This is a genomic window from Alteromonas sp. HB246098, from assembly GCF_054890645.1.
The window spans coordinates 148,147-166,806 of record NZ_JBTZUG010000010.1; the positions used below are offsets into that span (position 1 = coordinate 148,147).

General features: G+C 45.3%; 14 protein-coding genes. 6 read left to right on the forward strand and 8 right to left on the reverse strand.

From position 1 onward, the window contains the following. The first annotated feature begins 188 nt into the window (after positions 1-188). The 6 genes from ACYTPF_RS18065 (at position 189) to ACYTPF_RS18090 (ending at position 9,208) form a co-directional block, all read left to right on the forward strand. Positions 189-2,666: a S8 family peptidase gene (locus ACYTPF_RS18065; protein ID WP_461853176.1), complete on the forward strand. Its 2,478-nt coding sequence runs from the start codon at positions 189-191 to the stop codon at positions 2,664-2,666. A 92-nt stretch (positions 2,667-2,758) separates the two neighbouring features. Continuing rightward, positions 2,759-3,604: a DUF6689 family protein gene (locus ACYTPF_RS18070; protein ID WP_461853177.1), complete on the forward strand. Its 846-nt coding sequence runs from the start codon at positions 2,759-2,761 to the stop codon at positions 3,602-3,604. Positions 3,605-3,749: 145 nt separating this feature from the next. Next, on the forward strand, positions 3,750-4,592 hold the full coding sequence (locus ACYTPF_RS18075) for a GAF domain-containing protein (protein WP_461853178.1): 843 nt from the start codon (positions 3,750-3,752) through the stop codon (positions 4,590-4,592). Between the two features lie 122 nt (positions 4,593-4,714). After that, entirely contained in the window at positions 4,715-7,900 is a 3,186-nt protein-coding gene (locus ACYTPF_RS18080; RefSeq protein ID WP_461853179.1) for a protein kinase domain-containing protein, read from the forward strand. Next, the gene (locus tag ACYTPF_RS18085) at positions 7,893-8,582 is read left to right on the forward strand and encodes a sensor histidine kinase (protein WP_461853180.1); all 690 of its coding nucleotides are present in this window, start codon (positions 7,893-7,895) and stop codon (positions 8,580-8,582) included. Before ACYTPF_RS18080 ends, ACYTPF_RS18085 begins: the two co-directional genes overlap by 8 nt. Continuing rightward, positions 8,579-9,208: a response regulator gene (locus ACYTPF_RS18090; protein WP_461853181.1), complete on the forward strand. Its 630-nt coding sequence runs from the start codon at positions 8,579-8,581 to the stop codon at positions 9,206-9,208. The genes ACYTPF_RS18085 and ACYTPF_RS18090 overlap by 4 nt, the downstream gene beginning before the upstream one ends. A gap of 476 nt (positions 9,209-9,684) precedes the next feature. Here ACYTPF_RS18090 and ACYTPF_RS18095 read toward each other — a convergent pair whose 3' ends face one another. The 8 genes from ACYTPF_RS18095 to parS form a co-directional block, all read right to left on the reverse strand. Then, positions 9,685-12,132, reverse strand: a complete 2,448-nt coding sequence (locus ACYTPF_RS18095; protein ID WP_461853182.1) for a S8 family serine peptidase — start codon at positions 12,130-12,132, stop codon at positions 9,685-9,687. A gap of 231 nt (positions 12,133-12,363) precedes the next feature. Further along, positions 12,364-12,918: a hypothetical protein gene (locus tag ACYTPF_RS18100; RefSeq protein WP_461853183.1), complete on the reverse strand. Its 555-nt coding sequence runs from the start codon at positions 12,916-12,918 to the stop codon at positions 12,364-12,366. A 108-nt stretch (positions 12,919-13,026) separates the two neighbouring features. After that, entirely contained in the window at positions 13,027-13,644 is a 618-nt protein-coding gene (locus ACYTPF_RS18105) for an ankyrin repeat domain-containing protein (protein WP_461853184.1), read from the reverse strand. Between the two features lie 124 nt (positions 13,645-13,768). Next, positions 13,769-15,385 carry a catalase gene (locus tag ACYTPF_RS18110; protein ID WP_269475071.1) on the reverse strand — a complete coding sequence of 539 codons (1,617 nt, stop codon included), beginning with the start codon at positions 15,383-15,385 and terminating at the stop codon, positions 13,769-13,771. Beyond that, entirely contained in the window at positions 15,382-15,558 is a 177-nt protein-coding gene (locus ACYTPF_RS18115; RefSeq protein WP_179984675.1) for a hypothetical protein, read from the reverse strand. The genes ACYTPF_RS18110 and ACYTPF_RS18115 overlap by 4 nt, the downstream gene beginning before the upstream one ends. A gap of 268 nt (positions 15,559-15,826) precedes the next feature. After that, positions 15,827-17,179, reverse strand: a complete 1,353-nt coding sequence (locus ACYTPF_RS18120; RefSeq protein WP_461853185.1) for an alkaline phosphatase PhoX — start codon at positions 17,177-17,179, stop codon at positions 15,827-15,829. A gap of 153 nt (positions 17,180-17,332) precedes the next feature. Next, the gene (locus ACYTPF_RS18125; RefSeq protein ID WP_179984677.1) at positions 17,333-17,806 is read right to left on the reverse strand and encodes an RES family NAD+ phosphorylase; all 474 of its coding nucleotides are present in this window, start codon (positions 17,804-17,806) and stop codon (positions 17,333-17,335) included. Beyond that, positions 17,806-18,270 carry a type II RES/Xre toxin-antitoxin system antitoxin gene (gene parS, locus ACYTPF_RS18130; RefSeq protein WP_461853186.1) on the reverse strand — a complete coding sequence of 155 codons (465 nt, stop codon included), beginning with the start codon at positions 18,268-18,270 and terminating at the stop codon, positions 17,806-17,808. The genes ACYTPF_RS18125 and parS overlap by 1 nt, the downstream gene beginning before the upstream one ends. Positions 18,271-18,660 lie beyond the last annotated feature (390 nt).

Genomic DNA, 18,660 nt, shown 5'->3' on the forward strand with positions numbered 1-18,660 from the left:
TAATACGCGTTTTATTATTAAACCTTTGTAGCATTTTTGAACGTTCTGCTATTTAAAAAAATCTTATAATTAGGGTGAAACCCCTATGTTCCGCCCCTTCTCAAAAAGTCACTATTAAAGCGTACCTTGCTGCGATGACGTACGCCGATACCCAAGCAAACCGCAGCCTTTAGAATTTGGAGAAGAATATGAAGAAGTTCGCCCTATCTACCTTAGCGGCTGCAATGCTGGCAAGTCCTTCGGCTCACACGCTAGCCGACGCTTACATTGGCTCTCAAATGGCCGATAAATTAGTGTCGCTATCCCCTACAGAATCACTAATGGCGGTTGTTACGTACGATCAGATGTCGCCTCTTGCTGAATCTCAAATTACTCAACTATTAAACTTGGGGATTACAGAAGGCGTTCAATTTAAAAACCTTCCAATTATTGGTGTAGTAGCCACTAAGGCTCAAATTGAAGCTATTGCACAATTTGACGGGGTACGCTCAGTATTTGCAAACCGTGAGATGAGCTTATACAACGCAGACGCGCGCGAAATAACGGGTGTTGCTGATATGCAGGGCGAAGCATTTGCATCGCGCAACAATGTTGAATTTACTGGTAAAGGGTCAACGGTTTTAGTCATTGACTCTGGTATTGATGCTTCTCACCAAGACCACTTCTTTGGCGATACCGTTGTTGATAATGTGCAAGCGATATTGAACCCAGGCGCGTTGTCTATTGTTGGCATAACGGGACCAACGCTATCTAACCAAGTAAATACCGACTTAAACTCAGGTCACGGTACTCACGTAACAGGCACTATTGCAGGTACTGGCGCTATGTCTGACGGCAAGCACCGCGGTGCAGCGCCAGATGCTGATATTATTGGTTATGGTTCAGGGGCAGCGGTATTGCTACTTGATACCATAGGCGGCTTTGATTATGCGATAAGTAAGCAGTACACCTTTGATAACCCTATCAAAGTCATCAGTAATTCATGGGGCTCAAGCGGCAAGTATGAACCACTTGGCCCTGTATCGTTGGCAAGCTATAAAGCGCACACAATGGGAATGATTAGTGTCTTCGCGGCGGGTAACAGCGGCCCTGGTGAAGACTCACACAACCCATACGCGCAAATTCCTTGGGGAATTTCTGTGGGTGCGGGCGATAAGTTTGGCAAACTTGCAGATTTTTCATCTCGTGGTCTTAAAGGCGAGTCTGGTGACTTTACTATGCCCGATGGCACTGAGTGGACGTATACAAACGACGTAACCGTTGTCGCTCCAGGTGTAGATATTATCTCTACTCGTGCGGTTTTAAATGCGGCAGCTAATGGCGGTGATGGGGATATTGATGCCATTGAGCCGCAAAACATTCCTTTTTACACCATGATCTCTGGTACCTCTATGGCAACGCCACATGTTTCAGGCATCATCGCGTTAATGTTAGAAGCCAACCCGAACCTTGATAACTTAACCATAAAGCGCTTGCTTCAAGAGACTGCTACCAATATGCCTGGTTACGAGCGCTGGGAAGTGGGTGCGGGTTATGTTAACGCGCGCTCTGCGGTAGCTGCGGCCCTTCTTGAAGACATGGATCATAAAGTTACGGTTAACAATCTAGATGGCAAAAGCTTTAAAGCAAACGCGCTAGTGACCACCAGCGACCGTGTAGAAAACTTCGATGTTTTTTACTCTCCAGTAGGCGCTCCCGAAGTCATGGAGTTTGAAGTTGGAACAGAAGAAGTACTTGTTAAAGCGTCTGCCGATAGTTTCGCAAACTTAACCAAACTTGTTCTTGTTGCGCCAGACGGCACTGAATATCGCGGCAATCTGACAACGCCTGTGCTTACAACCACCATGCGTGTCGCTGCTCCTGCGATGCCGGGCACTTGGGGCGTATATGTCTATGGGTTGACGTCGCTGTCTGGTATCGAGGCCGACCCATTGGGTTTAACTAACGGCCCGGGCCTGCCTGAAACGTTCAACGTAACTGTATCGTTTGAAAATAGCGGCGGCTTTGAAGGTATGGATGATGTGGAAGGTCATCCTCAGCAAAACGCCATTGAATTCGCCGTTAGCGAACGCCTAATGGATGCCATCAACAGCCGTGGTTTCTCGCCAGACGCCCGTCTTAAACGTAAAGACTTTGCTCGCTATGCAGTAATGGGCGGTGCCGTAAGACAATACCGTGACCTGCTAAATGAGGAGCGCCCTAACATTGGCTCAGTTCCTGGGTTTGATAAAGCGTTTGTAGAATCGGTCATGGTTAAAGGTGGCGCACTTAAAGATAAGCTTCGTACACAAGCGCCTGTTCTAAGAAGCGTAGACGGTAGCGCAGACCCCTTTGCTAGCGTAACCAAGTTAGACATCGCTTATTCACTAGTGCAAATGTTAGGCCTTGAAGAAGCAGCACTTAGTTTCGACCCCAATGCCGACATCGTTGTTGACTATAATGGTGAACAAATCACTCTAGAAGACCAAGAAAGCATTCCGGCTGATATGAAGGGATATGTGCAGTTAGCGCTGACGTTGTCTCTTATTAACGCTGAGTTTGGTGTAGAGCAAAGCCCATTTAGCATTACGCCAACTATTACTGCGAGCTTTGCGCCAGATACAGTGATAACTAGAGCGCATTATGCTGTACTCGCTTCACGCTTTTTCACCCAATATTTTGAATAAAATCGCAAACCACTGAAAACGGTGCCATTATACTAATTGATAATGGCACCATTATGGGTTAAATTTTAACCAACACTGAAAGAGGTCATCCTATGATGTTTACTGCGATGAAATTCAGACAACTTACTACTGTTGTTGCCACCACTGCATTACTTCTGCTTTCAACCGCGCAAGCACAGGTAGTTACTCCTGCAACCCTAACTGTCGATGACAATAAGATTCAGGCGAAGCTTGCGCTTACCAGCTTAATTGAAGTTGATTTGACCGTTGAATTTGAAAACAGTATTGGTCTTAATGCTAACAATATTGATATTACTGCAGAGCTGCTAGACCCAGCAGATTTAACTATTACAGACCGTCTGCCTTCAGCACTAACAAGTGCCGTTTCAGGCTTCCCTGTGCTTGTTTCTATTTCGCCGAAAACAGATGCAGGATTTGGCTTTGAAGGTTTAGCGACGGTTGAGCTGTACACCAAAGCCATTCATTACACCCCAACCATTCCGTGGCGTTTGTTTACGTCGCACGACGGCGGGCAATTTGAAGACATAACAACGCTTACTTCATCGGGCAGCTTTCGTGCGCGCGGTAGCACGGGTCAATTTTCCGACTTCATTATCTTGCTCGACAATCGTCCTTCAACTACTGTCATTAACGACAAAGTTGCCTCTTTAAGTACAACTGTTAATGATAATCGCGACAAAATAGCACTGCTGTTAGAAGCAGCTATTGATAGCGGAATAAATGACATACAGTCAGCGCTGGCGATAAACGATGACGATGCTGCATTAACTGCGGTTGATAGCCTTATCACACTTGTTGATAGTGCTTCTGGAAGCCAGATTGCCGACGTATGGCGGTCAAGTGGCGACGTAGTTAATGTGAAAGGCTTAATTCTTACTCAGCTGCAAACATTACGTTTTAGTTTGAGAACGCTATAAATAGCCCTGTTGACCTTATATCCACACTGTTTTTCGAACAGCCACAAGGGACTAGGGTCAACTTGGCTTTATGCCTATCCGGGTATGGTAGTAGGTTGCAAGAACAATAAAAATTCAGCGTCAGTTACATAATGAGGGTGATGCTATGCCATTACAGTTTGCCTTTACAGAAAGCAATGGTAGCGTAAGTGAGCACTTGCTTTTTGAGGGCCGTGAATATCAAGTTGGGCGCGCCGATAGTGCCGACATCATTATTCCTCACCCTCAAGTCTCTCGCTCTCATATCGTCTTGCGCGCCGCAAAACATGCTGACAACGACCATATCTGGCAATTGGACGACACCAGTTCTACAGGGTGCTTCAGCAACGCAGGTATCCCCGTAAAACACCTTACGCTAGACAAACCTCACGTATTGCAACTTGGTCCAATTCCTTGTGAATTCACGCCTGTCGCATTTAATAATGTAGTTAAACTTGATAGCCAACGTGAATGGCGTAAGCAGCAACTAAAGCGATATCAAAACCAGCTACAGCACTGTAATAACAGTACTGCACTTATTAACCTCGCCAGAGAGTGTCTAACTCAGTCGCTTGGGTGCGAACGCGCTTCGCTTATTCTGTTTGATAAAATAAATAACTATCAGCTTGGTGTAGGTTATGAAGATTGGATGCAGGGCGATGACTTTACAGGCAGCCGCACTATCATCAATCAATGTATGCAAACAAATGCCGTTCGCGCTATCGGTAATATTGTTTGCGACAACACGCTTAATAAGCAGCACAGTATAATTAACCACGGTATTCAGGCAGCCGTTTGTGTACCCGTATGCTTGGATGAAAAGCCTATTGGTGTTTTATATGCTGACTCTGTTCTAGGGCGACGTTACTTCACACAAACGGACATAGAATTTGCCACCTCCTTAGCAAATATGATTTCCATGCGTTTGTTATTCCACACAATAGAGCATAAACTTTCACTTATAAGCTAGAATAAAAGCAATAACGTTTAAGCCAGTCGACCATTTGTTATACCTATGGTTAACAGGCCTGCGTGGCGTAAACCGTATTTGAGTTGCTTCGTCGCGTTAATTAGTGAAGTGTGGAGAAGGCTTTGAACAGGCCAGATGTATTCTCGTCGCAAGAAGATTCCCTTAAAACTGAAGCCTTAGCTTTAGGGCCATCTATTGCGCCAAATTCACGCCTAGCTAACCGTTTTCTTATAGTAGAACAGTTAGGCTGTGGCGCCCAGGCTAGTGTTTATAGTGCGCTTGACGAGCTACTTGATGTGAAAGTGGCGCTGAAAGTGATAGAGGGTGGTGCTAGCGACCCAGTTAAAATGCAAACTATCCGCAATGAAGTCAATATTGCCAGACAGCTTCAACACCCCAATATCATTCGTGTACATGATGTTTTCTCTGACGGAGATACTGCGTTCTTTACCATGGCTTTCATAGAAGGGGAGCCTCTTTATACGCGCCTTCAAAAGCCTATCAGTAAGTCCGACTTTGATAAGTGGCAACAACAGCTTATTGAGTCCTTACTTGCATGTAAATCCATAGGTATTAAGCATGGCGATATAAAGCCAGACAACATCCTTATTGACCATAATGAAGATATTAAGCTTATCGACTTTGGCATTGGTCAAAGCGCGGCTTCGGGTGTCCAAACCAGCGGACATCAAGGCTACACAGCGCCTGAAGTTATTCAAACCGGAAAAGCAAGTGAGCATTCTGACACCTATAGCCTAGGTAAAGTGTTAGAAGACATGTTGGGCTGTGTTGAAAAAGAAGGCGTTGGCATCGCCCATTACTTGTGGTTGAAAAAGCGAAAAACCTGCATAGCTCAATTAACTCATCACTTACCGGCTAAGAGGCTTTCGCTGGAAGAAGCCCTTAGCGTTAATGGACGAGCCCTTAGCGATAATGGACGAGCCCTCAGCGATAATGGCAGCACTAACGTAACTAACAAAACCCTTGTTGTGTTTTCTGTAATTGCTTTACTGGTATTAGTGTTAAGTGCCAGTATTTTTTCCTTCACTTGGTATCAAAAAAGCCATCCAAAACTAGCGACAAATAGCCCTATTCAGCTTTTGGTATTGAACGACCCTCAGTACCCGCTTTTAGAAACCATTAACACCTTACTTCGCTACCCTTTGTCTACCCATCCTAATATAGTGTTAGATAACAAAGAACACACTCAAGCTTTGGTAAGCAATTTAGCGTTATCACCCTTTACAAGTGAAAATGATCGCACTGACTTGGCCGCTACACTTGCAGCTAATAGCGTATTGCTTCTTGATGCTACGCCTACCAGTAATAGTGCGTACTTGCTTCACGCTAGCGTACTCAGTATGCCTGCCAATACGCCTATTTTTACAGTGTCGCACAATGTAGATGCAAACTCCCTTTCAAAGGATTTAGGGGAGTTTTCCAACAAGTTAATTCAGCAACTATTTGATGCAGTTGAATCTCAATCCCCCCAACCACTTCCTGATTTACGTTATCTAGATGCGTTGGATAGCGCATGGCAAAAGGGTGAAACATTAAATAGTGCAGATGCTATTGATGCCATTATAGCGACAACTCCCGATTACCCCGGCGGGTGGGTAGCCGATGCCCGCAATAGGATGAATATTGGCGACTATGATGGTGCCAGACAGGCACTGGAAACCTTAACCAGCATTTCAAACTTAGCACCATATTGGCGGCTACAAAGTGAACTTCTAAGGGCCGAACTTAATGAAGATTTAGCTCTTGCAAAACAATCGATAGATGCACTGGTTTCTCAATTCCCCAACCGACCAGAATTGCTATCAATGCGGGCCGACATATACCAGTGGGCGGGCGAAGATGCCAAAGCCATGGCCGACTACAAAGCCGCATTAGCCCTTCGCCCTAATAACGGACAACTGTGGTTTGAGCTGGCTCGTTTGCAGATTATTAACGGAGATATAGAAGCTGCCACCAGCGATTCGTTAACGCGCGCACTGGTGGCATTTCGACAGGCCAAGGATACCCAGGGTGAAAGTTTAGTGATGAATGCCTTTGGTATTGCCTACCTGCGAACGGCCGACAATGTAGCTGCGGCGCGTTATTTTAAAGATGCGCTGGCGCTGCGAGATGCGAAAACACAGCCTTCTCAGCGCGCTAAAACCTTAGCAAACTATGCTATTGCTACGTCACTCACAGGCGACTACACCACTGCTGAAGCGTCGTTAGAAGAAGCAGTAAAGCTACTTCACGATTTAGGTGACTTAGCACAAGAAGCGCATGTGAACGACACCCTAGGCTTTATGTTTGAAGAACGAGGACAGTTTGCTAGAGCGTTAGATTACTACAAACGAGGCCTTGATATTCGTGTTCAAACCGATGACAAAGTACTCCAGCCTCAAAGCATGAGCAACGTGGCCTATATGCACTTTTTAATTGGTGATATTTCACTTGCAGAAATATATTGGCAGCAGGCTAAGATGTTATTTGAGAGAAATGGTGATGAATCTCACCTGCTTCGAACCCAACAAAACCTTGCGCAACTGAGTTTAGTCAAAGGTGATAAAAATATCGCTAGCAATTACTTAACGACGGTAGAGGGGCAGTTAGGTACACAGCATAATCAGGAAAAGCTCTACAACCACCTTCTGTTCAGCTATTTAAACTTTGCAAACGGAAATTTAAATGAAGCTACACAACATGCCGCAAAGGCGAAACGGTTAGCACAGGAGTCTGAAGATAGCCGCGCAAAAACAGAAGTTTTACTCTGGGAGGGTGAAATATGCTTACTAACTGCAAACTGGTCGTGCTTAGAGAAGCGTCTTGATTCCGTATTGCCCACCATTAGCGAAGAACGTCACGAGCAATTCGCCGTTTATCAATGGTTAACTTTAGGGTTAAAGCATCATCAAGGTAACCTTAACGATGAGAGCGACAACATCTACAAAACGCTTCTAAATAACGACAATGTTCCCGCGCTCACCGAAACAAAGATTTTGCTCGATATGCAGCAGCGTCTGTCTTTAGGCGCTTCGAGCACTATCATGGAGAAGCTTAACTCTCTTATTAAACCCACTTATTATCAACAATATTTACAGTGGCTGTATATAAAAGCGTCGTTAGGTGATGAAGCATCTGTTGAAAAACTCAAGCAAAAGCTTGCGCTGTACCCTTCATATTGGCGTAATCACCTATACTATCGCGCTATTCCCGGCAAAGAAGATACCGTAAATAAGTTAACAACGCAGTGGCTGTCTCAATTACCTGAAAAACAAGCTGGTGACTACAGGAACGCCTATTTTGAGTGATTTAGCCAAAGAAATAGAGAGTATTAAGGCACTTCAGGCAACACTTCAAGCGCGACTAGATGCTGATCAGGAAGTACTTCAGCAGCTTGCAAAGCGCCTTTGGGCTCAGCAAGAGTCGGAAAAAGCTAAGCTTTCAAGAGAATTGCATGATGGTATTGGGCAGTTGCTTACAGGCCTTACCAGACGACTGCAGGCGCTCTCATCTTCCTCGCCTGAAATAGAAGCCCTACACGGTATTGCTGAAATGGCGCTAAATGACGTGAGGCAGCTGTCGCGACTTATGAGCCCCACCATTTTAGATGACCTTGGCCTTAAACCCGCACTGAACTGGCTGTGTCGGAACCTGCTTAGCGGTGAAGATATGGCGTATAACACTGACATAAATCTACCCACAGACCTCTCGAAAGACATAAGCACCTTGTTATTCAGAATTGCGCAAGAGACATTGGTGAATGCTATAAAACACAGCGAAGCAACACACCTTTCCCTGACGGTTTCTTACCACCATAACGTTATTCGTTTAGATATTATTGATAATGGTGTAGGGTTTGATAGTAGAACAATAGAGCCTGGCATTGGTCTTTCAAGTATTCGCGATAGAGCCGAAGCGTTCAACGCTACGCTAGAAATAGATTCAGCTGTAGGGCAAGGCACAAGAACAACAGTAACGGTACCTGTATGACAATTCGAGTAGTGCTAGCCGACGATCATGTACTCATGCGTCAAGGCGTATCTCAAATGCTAAATGCAAACCCAGAAATTGATGTGGTCGGAGAATGTGATGACGGTGTTGAGCTTATTGCAGCGGTGCTAAAACTCTCCCCCGACGTTATTTTGATGGATATTTCTATGCCGCGCATGAGCGGGCTCGTTGCCATTGATAAAATATTGTCCCAGCGCAGTGATGCAAAGATACTGGTGCTGTCTATGCATAACGAAGTGGAATATATAGAGGCCATGCGCGACGCGGGCGCAAAGGGCTATATTTTAAAAGAGTCGTCTGGTGATAGTTTAGTCGACGCGATAAAAAAAGTGGCGGCCAACAAAACCTCTTTTCCCGACGAATTAACCCAGTCATCCAATGAGCAGTGCCAAAAGCACGTATCGCCGCTAAGCGTATTGACGCGAAGAGAGCGAGAAGTTTTTTTCTTAGTTGCCGCAGGCAACACCAGTAAGAAGATAGCTGAGCTACTGGACATGAGCCTTAAAACCGCAGAAAACCATCGAAGTAATATTTATAAGAAGCTCAATTTAAGCAGTTCCGCAGAACTTATCAGAATGGCTGGAAAGGCAGGCTTGCTAGAGTAGCTGTACCCGCTTTTAGGTTGAAGCACGGCTTCCCTCCCCCGCAAACTACACGAGATCTGGTTGTGACATTCAAAACCTTCAGCAGCAGGGTGAGGCTGCAGAACGCCCATGGATAAATTCTAATGTTGAGCGATAAGCTTTCGGCGAAACCTAACAAAAAAGAGGGGCCTTGCTTCATCTGTCTCCCCCCTCTCTAAAAATTACGCGAGTGCCGGTTGTAACGTTCAAAACCTTCAGCAGCAGGGTGCGGCTGCAGAACGCCCATGGATAAATTCTAATGTTAAGCGATAAAATTTTCGGCGAAACCTAACAAAAAAGAGGGGCCTTGCTTCATCTGTCTCCCCCCTCTCTAAAAATTACGCGAGGGCCGGTTGTAACATTCAAAACCCTCAGCAGCAGGGATGCTGCTGTGGAGCGCCCATGGATGGGTTTACCGCGTGTTTTGAGTGATACAACCGGCCCTCCCCCCCTAAGGACTAAAGTTCTGCGTATTGCGTTAGGATAAACGCAGCTTCGCCTCGTGATACGCCATCTTGTGGTTTAAAGAAGGCTTTAAGTGTAGGCTGCAGGTCAAATGGACCTTGCTCTACTTTAACCTCCACCTGCATTATCCCTGCAGCTAAAGCTTGTTGAACATAGCCGCGATACTCAGGTGCAATTGCGTCTGTGTCTTCAACTTCCACCGCTTCACCAAGCACGATAGCGATAACCTTTTCAGAGTCAAAGCTGTTCGCGGCATCTTCAAGGCCTAATGCTTGAACCATTGAGTACGCCATTTCTTCTTTGCTTACTTGCATGTTGCTATCAAAGAAGTCGCCGTCAAATAGCATTACCGGTTGCGTATTCATCTCTAAATCACCTAATACAGCGCCAGTTGCTGTTGCTGAATTTACCGCGGCAGCGTTTTCTGCACTCACATCAGTGAAGTTCACTGTATTACCATCGTTGGTTTGACGAAGGTTTGCACTAAGCGCTAGCGTATCTGCAAGCTCTACACGCGTTAATGGTGCATCTGGTGCAAAACCGCTTTCCTTTGCGTCCATTAGCTCATTCGCTACTACGTATTCAATGAATGGTTTAGCAGGGTGACCCACTGCATCATCAATACCCGTATAGCCTGATGTGACTAACAAGCGAATGTTCACGTCGTTAGTACCAGGAATACCTACACCGTTTGTAACACCTAGTGGGTCAACTGACACACCACTAATGCTACCAATACCTCGGCTGTATAGTTTCCATGTACCTGGCATACCAGGCGCAGCTGTACCAACAGAAGAGCCTAAAACAGGTAGGCCAATGCCAGAACCGTAGGTATTTCCCGCCGGGTCTTCTAATACGAACGCTGTTGCCGTTTCAATTGACGCGCTTGCCACCACCATAGATACGTCAGACGTTACCTCAAACTCTTCTACTGGTGACTCACCAACAGGAAGATAAGTTGTAGGTAGCGTAAAGCTATCGCCTTCAGCAACGTTAGCAAATGCGTTAAATTCGCGATTTTTCTTCACGGTATCGCCGAATACTTCTTCACCCTCAAGCACTGCAGTTACCGCAGCATAGGCGTTAACATAACCTGCACCCACTTCCCACTCGTCCATACCAGCCATCGGCGTTGCCGTTTCCTGGAGAATGCGTTTAACGTCTTCCCACTGAAGGTTTGGATTCGCCTCTAGCATTAGTGCAACAATACCTGACACGTGCGGTGCAGCCATTGAAGTACCGCTAGATACGGTATAAAACGGCAAGTGTTGTGGCTCAATCATTTCAGCGTCATCAGCTGCGCTTAAGCCGCCTAAGCTAGATAGTGAAGCACGGGCAGAAATAACGTCTACTCCAGGAGCCGTTATGGTTGGACGGTCTTCCCACGTGAACACTTCACCATCAACAACCGCTTGTCCGCCTTTTCCGTCGACACCGCGAGAACTAAAGTCAGCTAGCTCGCCCTGCTTGTTGCCCGCAGCCACTGTAATTACCCAAGGTGCTTTTTTGAAGTTACCGGTAATTGTCGATTCGCCTGGACCTGAGTTACCTGCCGAGAACACGGTAATAATACCGTTGTCTGCCAGTGCTTTGGTTACAACGTTAGTTGGGTCGTCTGGGTTGAAATCTGTACCTACATCCCCTGTGTTACCGAACGAGTTAGAGATAACACGAATGTTGTAATCGAACTGGTGTGTTAACGCGTAGTCGAAGCCACCGATGGTATCTAAAATGAATAGACCTGCGCCCGAGCCATAACCAATGATGTCTGCACCCGGTGCTACACCTGCATGTAAGCCACCACTCTTGGCGCCGTTACCGCCTACTGTGCCAGCTACGTGTGTTCCGTGACCGCCTAGAATATCAGTGTTAGATACGTTTTCTTGGTATGTAATCGGCAATATGCCGCTGTAGCTATTCAAGTTAACCTGCGCTAGAACGTTTTGAACAACGTGGTCAGGGAATGCTAAATCACCATGCGTGCCATCAACACCCGAGTCGTTTACCACTACGCCAATGCCTTTTCCTGATACCGGCATGCCATTGATGCGAATGTCGCGGTCAGCTTGTAGTGCCTGTACGCCGGTAATTTGGGTAGACTCATGGTTCTCTAGTTCTAGCGGGTCGTTGTTCCACACTGACACCACGTCATCGCGCTGATAAAGTGCTTCGACTTGCTGTTTGTTGGCTAACACACCAACAATAGGCACATTACGTAGGCTAACGCCGCCAGTGATACCTAACGATTCAAGTGCGGTAATTTGTTCTGTTGTGGCAGGTCCCTTACCTTCAAATGTAACAATAACTTGTTGTAGTTCTAGTGGCGAAGCCGCAAGCGCATCCGCCAATGTTTTATCGAAAGTTTTTGCATTCACCATGCTCGCTGGTAGGGCACAAGCAATAGCAACTGATAATACTGTTTTGTTATTAAGGAACTTCATAATACACCTCTCTTTGAGTACCCCTTGAGTATTTAACATCCCAAGCGGCAAAACTATGGGGGGTTCCCCCTATTCGAAGTGATTTATAAAGCACATTAAAAACAAAAAGTTAGAACGAAAAAAGCCCTCGCAAACGGAGGGCTAAAAACACCAACTATCGAGAAACATTGATAGTGTGGAGGGAACGAACGAGGTACAAAAAATAAAGCATTTACTGCAATTGAAAACGCTTTACTGTTTGCGCTTCCTCATTGAGGTAAACGCGAACAAAACTAGCATTGCTGTAGCGAAGGAAGCAGGTTCACTCACTTGTGTTGAGCCATTGTTAGCGCCATCATTAGGCTCGACAGTTTTAACCAATTGAAACAAGCCGCCCGCACAGCGGTCGCCATTTTCAAAGAAAACACAAGTATCTGTTGATCCTAAACCGGCTAAACCTGAACTAATAGTAAACTCGTAAGGAACGCTAGCGTCCTCGATAAAAAACTGAAAACCTTCGCCGCTATCATCACCAAATACACCATCATCTATATCAACTATCGCAAAGTCAGCAATGTCGTCTTCTAGAATACTGTAGATGTCGCCATTAAACTCTAGCTGAAAGACAAACGATAACCATGTGTTCATATTGAACTGGGTTTCGTTTTCATCGAAAGTGATTTGCCCAATCAAACTGGTTTCGTCAGCTTCGTTACCTAACACTAATCGAGTGAAATCATAGGTGATTACGCCAGCGAAAGAGGATGATGTAAAAAAGATAAAAAATGCTGCAAGTAACGTTCTCATAGTAAACCCACTTCTAGATTCTTATGGGCTTAGTATTGAACTTACTGCTTTGAATACATATAGGGAGTTCCCCCTAGTTGTATTCAATGCTATCTAATATGACGCGGTTTAATTAGCGTTTTGTTCGCGTAGTACTTTCGCTAGTTCGTAATTACCTTGCGAAAGAGCGATATCTGCTACCGAATTGCCTGCTTTATCCATGTGAGCTGGATTTGCCCCTTTGTCGATAAGCGTATTGATAATTTCTTGTCTATCGAAAAGGCTTGCGAACATTAACGCGGTTTGCCCCTGTGCGTTTTCTTCGTCTATGTCGCAATCGGCAAAAACCAGTTGCTTAGCCACACTAACGTGACCTTTAAATATGGCCCCCATGAGTGCAGTGTTTCCGCGGTTGTCTTCTTGACATGGGTTGGCATTAGCTTCACCGATTAGAAAATTTACGGTGTCGGTGTGCCCATGGTACGCCGCAAGAATAAGTGCGGTATAGCCTTTATCATCGGCTACATTAACATCTAGACCGGCTTGATAAAATGCACCTAGCATGGCGCTATCACCATCTCGCGCTGCATCAAAATAGCGTGCTTTCAAGGTCTCCATATTAGGCCTAGTTGCACTTTGTTGAGTATTAGCCTGAATGGTTGTTTCAGCTGCCGCACTAGTATAAAAACTGGTGAAGGTGGCAACGACGAACAGTGCTGCCGTAAGTGTTTGCTTCAAAAAAGACATTGTGCCCCCTTACTGGTAAATCTAAATTTAAGTATTAAATGATTGGTTTCAGCTTTTGCGTTAGGAAAAAGCGGGAGCGAATTAACGCTGTTAAATAGCTCCCGCTGTTCTTTTGCAGTTTAACTTATTGCATAAGTGCCGTTAGGCTTTCTGCAACTTGCTTCGCTTTGGCAGCACGTGCCGCTTGTTGCTCCATCAAGTCTTTGGCAGTTTGGCGAACTTTTGACATTGGCGCTTTAGCTAGTTTAGCTACGCCCTTACCGTAGTTCTTATCTGCGTTGTACATAAAAGCACTAATGATTACGCGAATCTCTTCTTCAGGTACCGATGCTAACGCTCCGCCTAAGTTACTAATCAGGTGCGCTTGACCTTCTTTAGTCAGGTTTCTGAAAAACTCACCCGCTTGCTTAAAGTTCTGTTCTTTATAGAACGGAATTTGTTGTGTCATACCTGCAAGCGGCTTGCTTGAATAACGAAACGCTGGGTCTTCGTTAAGATCAAGGCGACGGCTTGGTTGATAGTTCACATCGCGATTAGAGCTAGTTGTACGAAGCTGACCGTGTTGCTCGTGATTATTGATAACTGCGTTTTTCGGCGCGTTAATCGGAATGCGGTACGCATTAACGCCTAAACGATAGCGCTGCGTGTCGGCATACGAGAACAAACGACCTTGAAGCATTCTGTCTTCTGATGGCTCAATGCCTGGAATTAAGTTGCTTGGTGCAAATGCCGCTTGCTCAGTTTCTTCAAAGAAGTTGTCTGGTACACGGTTAAGCACTAAACGACCAATTTTCTTAGCAGGAACCAAAGATTCAGGCCAAATTTTAGTAGTATCAAGTGGGTTAAACTCGAAATCATCTAACTGTTCTGGCTCTAACTCTTGAAGATACAGATCCCAAGATGCTGTTTCACCTTTTTCACCGATACGGGTATACACATCGGTGGTGTGCGGCTGAAAGTCCATACCTTGAACTTTCATTGCTTCTTCAGCAGAGAAGTTCTTAATAGGTTGGTTCGCTTTCCAAGTAAACTTCACGTACTTGTAATTGCCTTCGTCATCAACAAATTTGAATGCGTGAACACCTGAGCCGTCCATATTTAAATAGCTTGCTGGTGTGCCGTAATCAGAGAAAAGCATGGTTAACGTATGCGTTGACTCTGGCACGTGCGAGAAGAAATCAAAAATACGCTTCGCGTCTTGCTTGTTCGTCACTGGTGATGGTTTAAATGCGTGAACCATATCAGGGAATTTAATTGCATCGCGAATAAAGAATACCGGGAAGTTGTTACCTACTAGATCCCAGTTTCCTTGTTCGGTGTAAAACTTCACCGCAAAACCACGTGGGTCACGCAGCGTCTCTGGCGATAAATGTCCGTGAACTACTGATGAAAAACGAACAAATACTTCTGTCTTTTTACCTTCGCCTTGAAATGGTGCAGCAACTGTCTCGTCAGATAAATCGACATAGTTTTCATAGTAGCCATGGATACCGACACCACGGGCATGAACAACGCGCTCTGGAATACGCTCACGGTCAAATGCCGCTAACTTTTCAATAAGGTGAGAGTCTTGCAGTAATACTGGACCCCATGGACCCGCTGTTTGCGAGTTTTGGTTATCACCTACCGGTGCGCCATTTTGGCGAGTTAGTGTATCTGCGCTTACACCTAAAGTAAGCATACTGGCAGCAACGCCGCCCAATACGAATTTAGTTAAGGTTGATTTCATTGTGGTTCTCACAGCTGTACTCCTACATGAAGGTTGGTACGAGGTTTAGGGGCTTTCACTTCTACGCATACTTGGTCGCCGTAATAGTTATCAGCGTAATTACATTGCGTTTGAATTGGTTGATTCGTGGTGGAGGAAACACGATGGCTATTTGCCGTTGTTAGCTTTTTTAATAGTGCGCTCATTTCGCTCTCCTTGTTAAGTTGAGAGCATTATCATTAATTGAGTAAAACTATTAAAACGAGATAATATGATTCAATTGATTAAATAAAGCGATTGTAAATATGCTGGCTAATCACATTATTTTATGAACGAGAGTGATAGCTATAGCTGTGGGAGAGTGAAGATTATCTGTATTTTTTAAGGCTAGTAAGTATAGTAAGGCTAAGTGTATGAGAAGAGATGCGGCACCGTTTTTGTCAAAACGCAGCCGCATAAATCATTCGAAAGAACTTAGGCTTTTAGCCAAGGGCCTGTAATTGCCAACGTTTTCGTTGGGGAGTAAATATTGACGAAAAGCGTATTGCCATCAGGCGAGAAACACGCGCCTGCTAGTTCTGTTTGCGCATGTAATTTAGCAAAGTTGTATACTTCTCCGCTTGGCGTAACACCACGCAAATGGTTATCAACTATGTCGGTGTATTGATCTTCGCACACTAATAAATGCCCGTTCGGGCACACAGTTAGGTTATCGCCGAAGTTATACAAGTTCTTATCTTCACTCTCTAAAAACAGCTGAAGCTTGTCTTGTTTATCATCTGCAGATGGAACAAGCTTCATTACCTGACCTAGCTGCTTTTGCCCGCCATTGGTACAGCAGAAATAAAGCTCATCTTCGCCCCAGTGTATGCCTTCACCCCGAGCGAAAAGCGCAGCCCCTTTATCATACCCTTGCACGCGTAAATCATCATTAGGGCTCTCTGGGTTATCTAACGCTACCCACTCAACATCGAACCATGTCGCTACAGGCATAGCATTGCCATTCCAGTTACGTGTATCGAACTGAGAGTTCCCTTTTACTACCAAAGCTTCTAACTGACCGCCAGCCGCTAAGTTGCCGTACTCATTGGGTACAAAGCGATAAAGCAAACTATCGCCTCTGTCTTCGGTTAAATAAACAATACCGGTTTTGGGGTCGACACAAGCCGCTTCGTGGTTAAAACGCCCCATGGCTTTGAGCGGCTTTGCTTTTATTAATGAACTCGCATTGGCAGGCACTTCAAAGATATAGCCGTGGTCGTTATTTACTACATCGCCGTTAGGGCCGTGAGGACGGTCTACCGATTCTTCACACGTTAGCCACGTGCCCCAAGGCGTAATGCCGCCTGAACAATTTCTTACGGTGCCAGCCAGGCTAATAAACTCGTTTTCAACCTTTTGAGTGCTAAGGTTATACACCATGGTAGTGGTACCGCCGGGTAAAGCAATGCCATTAGCGTAACTGTCATAAGCTAAGTCGCTGGTATGCGCTTGAATAGTCTCAGGCTGTGCACTTAAATGTTTAGGGTGTAGTTCATGATTGCGTATTAGCGCCACTTTGTCGCTACTACCATCTATAGGCAGGCAACCCATCCCATCCGCTCTATCAGGTACGTGCATACCGTCAGACATCGCATTGCCAAGGCTTGAGATAACTTTATAGCTAAAGCCTTTGGGTAAATCGAGCAGCTTTTGGGGGTCGGCAACGAGCGCGCCATAACCTTCACTAATTGGCATTGACGCCAAGTTCATCTTCTTACCGAAAGCACTGGTCGCTAGCCCACCAAATGCCAAAGAGCCTACTAAAAACTGGCGTCGTGTAATCATGAAAATCTCGTTAAACAATAAAGCCGGGCATGATAGCCATTAATTGTTACAGTATAACAACACTATAAGAAATCATTGGCAAGTGACATTCGTATTTTATAGGCAGACAGCTTGGGGAAAGCGGTTAATGGGGAAAGATCTCTAACAACTACCCTATAGTTTTTCAGCCAAACGAGGCGGGTAGTAAAAAGGTTTACAATCTACAACTTTGAAATGCCGAGCATCGATATGTTCGGGGTTCAATACAAAGTTAGATTCACCGGGACAAACACTTGATGGTACTTGTAGTACGGCAGAGGACTTATTTTGAAGCCAAGTCGTGCCGAGCTGTTGGGTATGCTGCGAGTATGGCATGGCATCCCAGCCAGCAGGCAGTTCATTAACTGATAAACGTTTTATACGAACTTCTTCCGACAATAGAACTGTAGTGATAGTGAGGTCCTTTTTTAACACTTCAGATGAGTCATTAACTAATCGCTCTAATATCGCTAAAGCCCGACTACTAGCAGTATAGACAACTGACTGCCCTGTATAGTGCCAACGACCCTCACAATAATGGCCGCCTATTCCATTGAGCGCGTTCTCGCTAGAGTTGTTCTTTCTTGGTGCTATACGATAGACAAGCACTAGGCTACGAAACCGTATTCTAAGCCTAGTACGATACGCTTGATCAAGGCGCGACCACTGGCTGAATCTAATACAGAGACAGGGGCTGAATTATTGAATTGGACGTGAGGAGTGTTTAACCAAAGGTTCCAACGTTCTACGCTTTCAAAGTAAGCGATACCAAGGTTCATTAGTCGGGCCACATCAAGTGTATTTTCACTCACCTGTGGACTTAGATGTTTGTTATCCCTAGCATACCTTTCCAGCGTCTTAGGTGTAGTACGTATAAATTTAGCAAATGCTTTTCGGTCCCATCTCATTATGGATTCAAGACGTTTTATTCTATTGACTGGGAAACCTTTGCGGACTGCCTCAACTTCGTCAAACGGTGACGATAGCTTATTTATTAGCCCACCGCTTACGATTTCAACCAAATCGACCTCGTTATCGTAAGTTCCGACTCTCTTGTTTTCACTTACTTTCATAGCGCCTCCAATAGACATATATATCTAAATATAGAGACAAATGTCGCTTCTATCAACTGAACTTGAGATCGGATCCCTTTCTCCTAATAGCTTTCGTTTTACATAGATTAAAAGGAGTGAGTATATGCCCTCGCCCCTCTGCATCACAGGGATACGGTGTCGGAGCCCCCATGGATGGGTTTACGGCGTGTTACTTTTTCTCCTCCTCAAACTTTTTGCTATGCATCAAAAGGGAGTGATTGTTGTGCCCTCTGAAACCCTACACCGCAGGGATGCGGTGTCGGAGCCCCCATGGATGGGTTTACGGCGTGTTTCGGAGGGCATACACTCACTCCCTTTCTAAATCGCAGGCATAAAAAAAGCGCACCTAAGTGCGCTTTTTTTGGCTTG

Excerpts from the sequence above, each read along its gene's own strand:
- parS (WP_461853186.1), bottom strand. The coding sequence starts at position 18,270 with ATGAAAGTAAGTGAAAACAAGAGAGTCGGAACTTACGATAACGAGGTC.
- ACYTPF_RS18100 (WP_461853183.1), bottom strand. The coding sequence starts at position 12,918 with ATGAGAACGTTACTTGCAGCATTTTTTATCTTTTTTACATCATCCTCT.
- ACYTPF_RS18065 (WP_461853176.1), top strand. The coding sequence starts at position 189 with ATGAAGAAGTTCGCCCTATCTACCTTAGCGGCTGCAATGCTGGCAAGT.
- ACYTPF_RS18090 (WP_461853181.1), top strand. The coding sequence starts at position 8,579 with ATGACAATTCGAGTAGTGCTAGCCGACGATCATGTACTCATGCGTCAA.
- ACYTPF_RS18115 (WP_179984675.1), bottom strand. The coding sequence starts at position 15,558 with ATGAGCGCACTATTAAAAAAGCTAACAACGGCAAATAGCCATCGTGTT.
- ACYTPF_RS18095 (WP_461853182.1), bottom strand. The coding sequence starts at position 12,132 with ATGAAGTTCCTTAATAACAAAACAGTATTATCAGTTGCTATTGCTTGT.
- ACYTPF_RS18105 (WP_461853184.1), bottom strand. The coding sequence starts at position 13,644 with ATGTCTTTTTTGAAGCAAACACTTACGGCAGCACTGTTCGTCGTTGCC.
- ACYTPF_RS18070 (WP_461853177.1), top strand. The coding sequence starts at position 2,759 with ATGATGTTTACTGCGATGAAATTCAGACAACTTACTACTGTTGTTGCC.
- ACYTPF_RS18075 (WP_461853178.1), top strand. The coding sequence starts at position 3,750 with ATGCCATTACAGTTTGCCTTTACAGAAAGCAATGGTAGCGTAAGTGAG.
- ACYTPF_RS18120 (WP_461853185.1), bottom strand. The coding sequence starts at position 17,179 with ATGATTACACGACGCCAGTTTTTAGTAGGCTCTTTGGCATTTGGTGGG.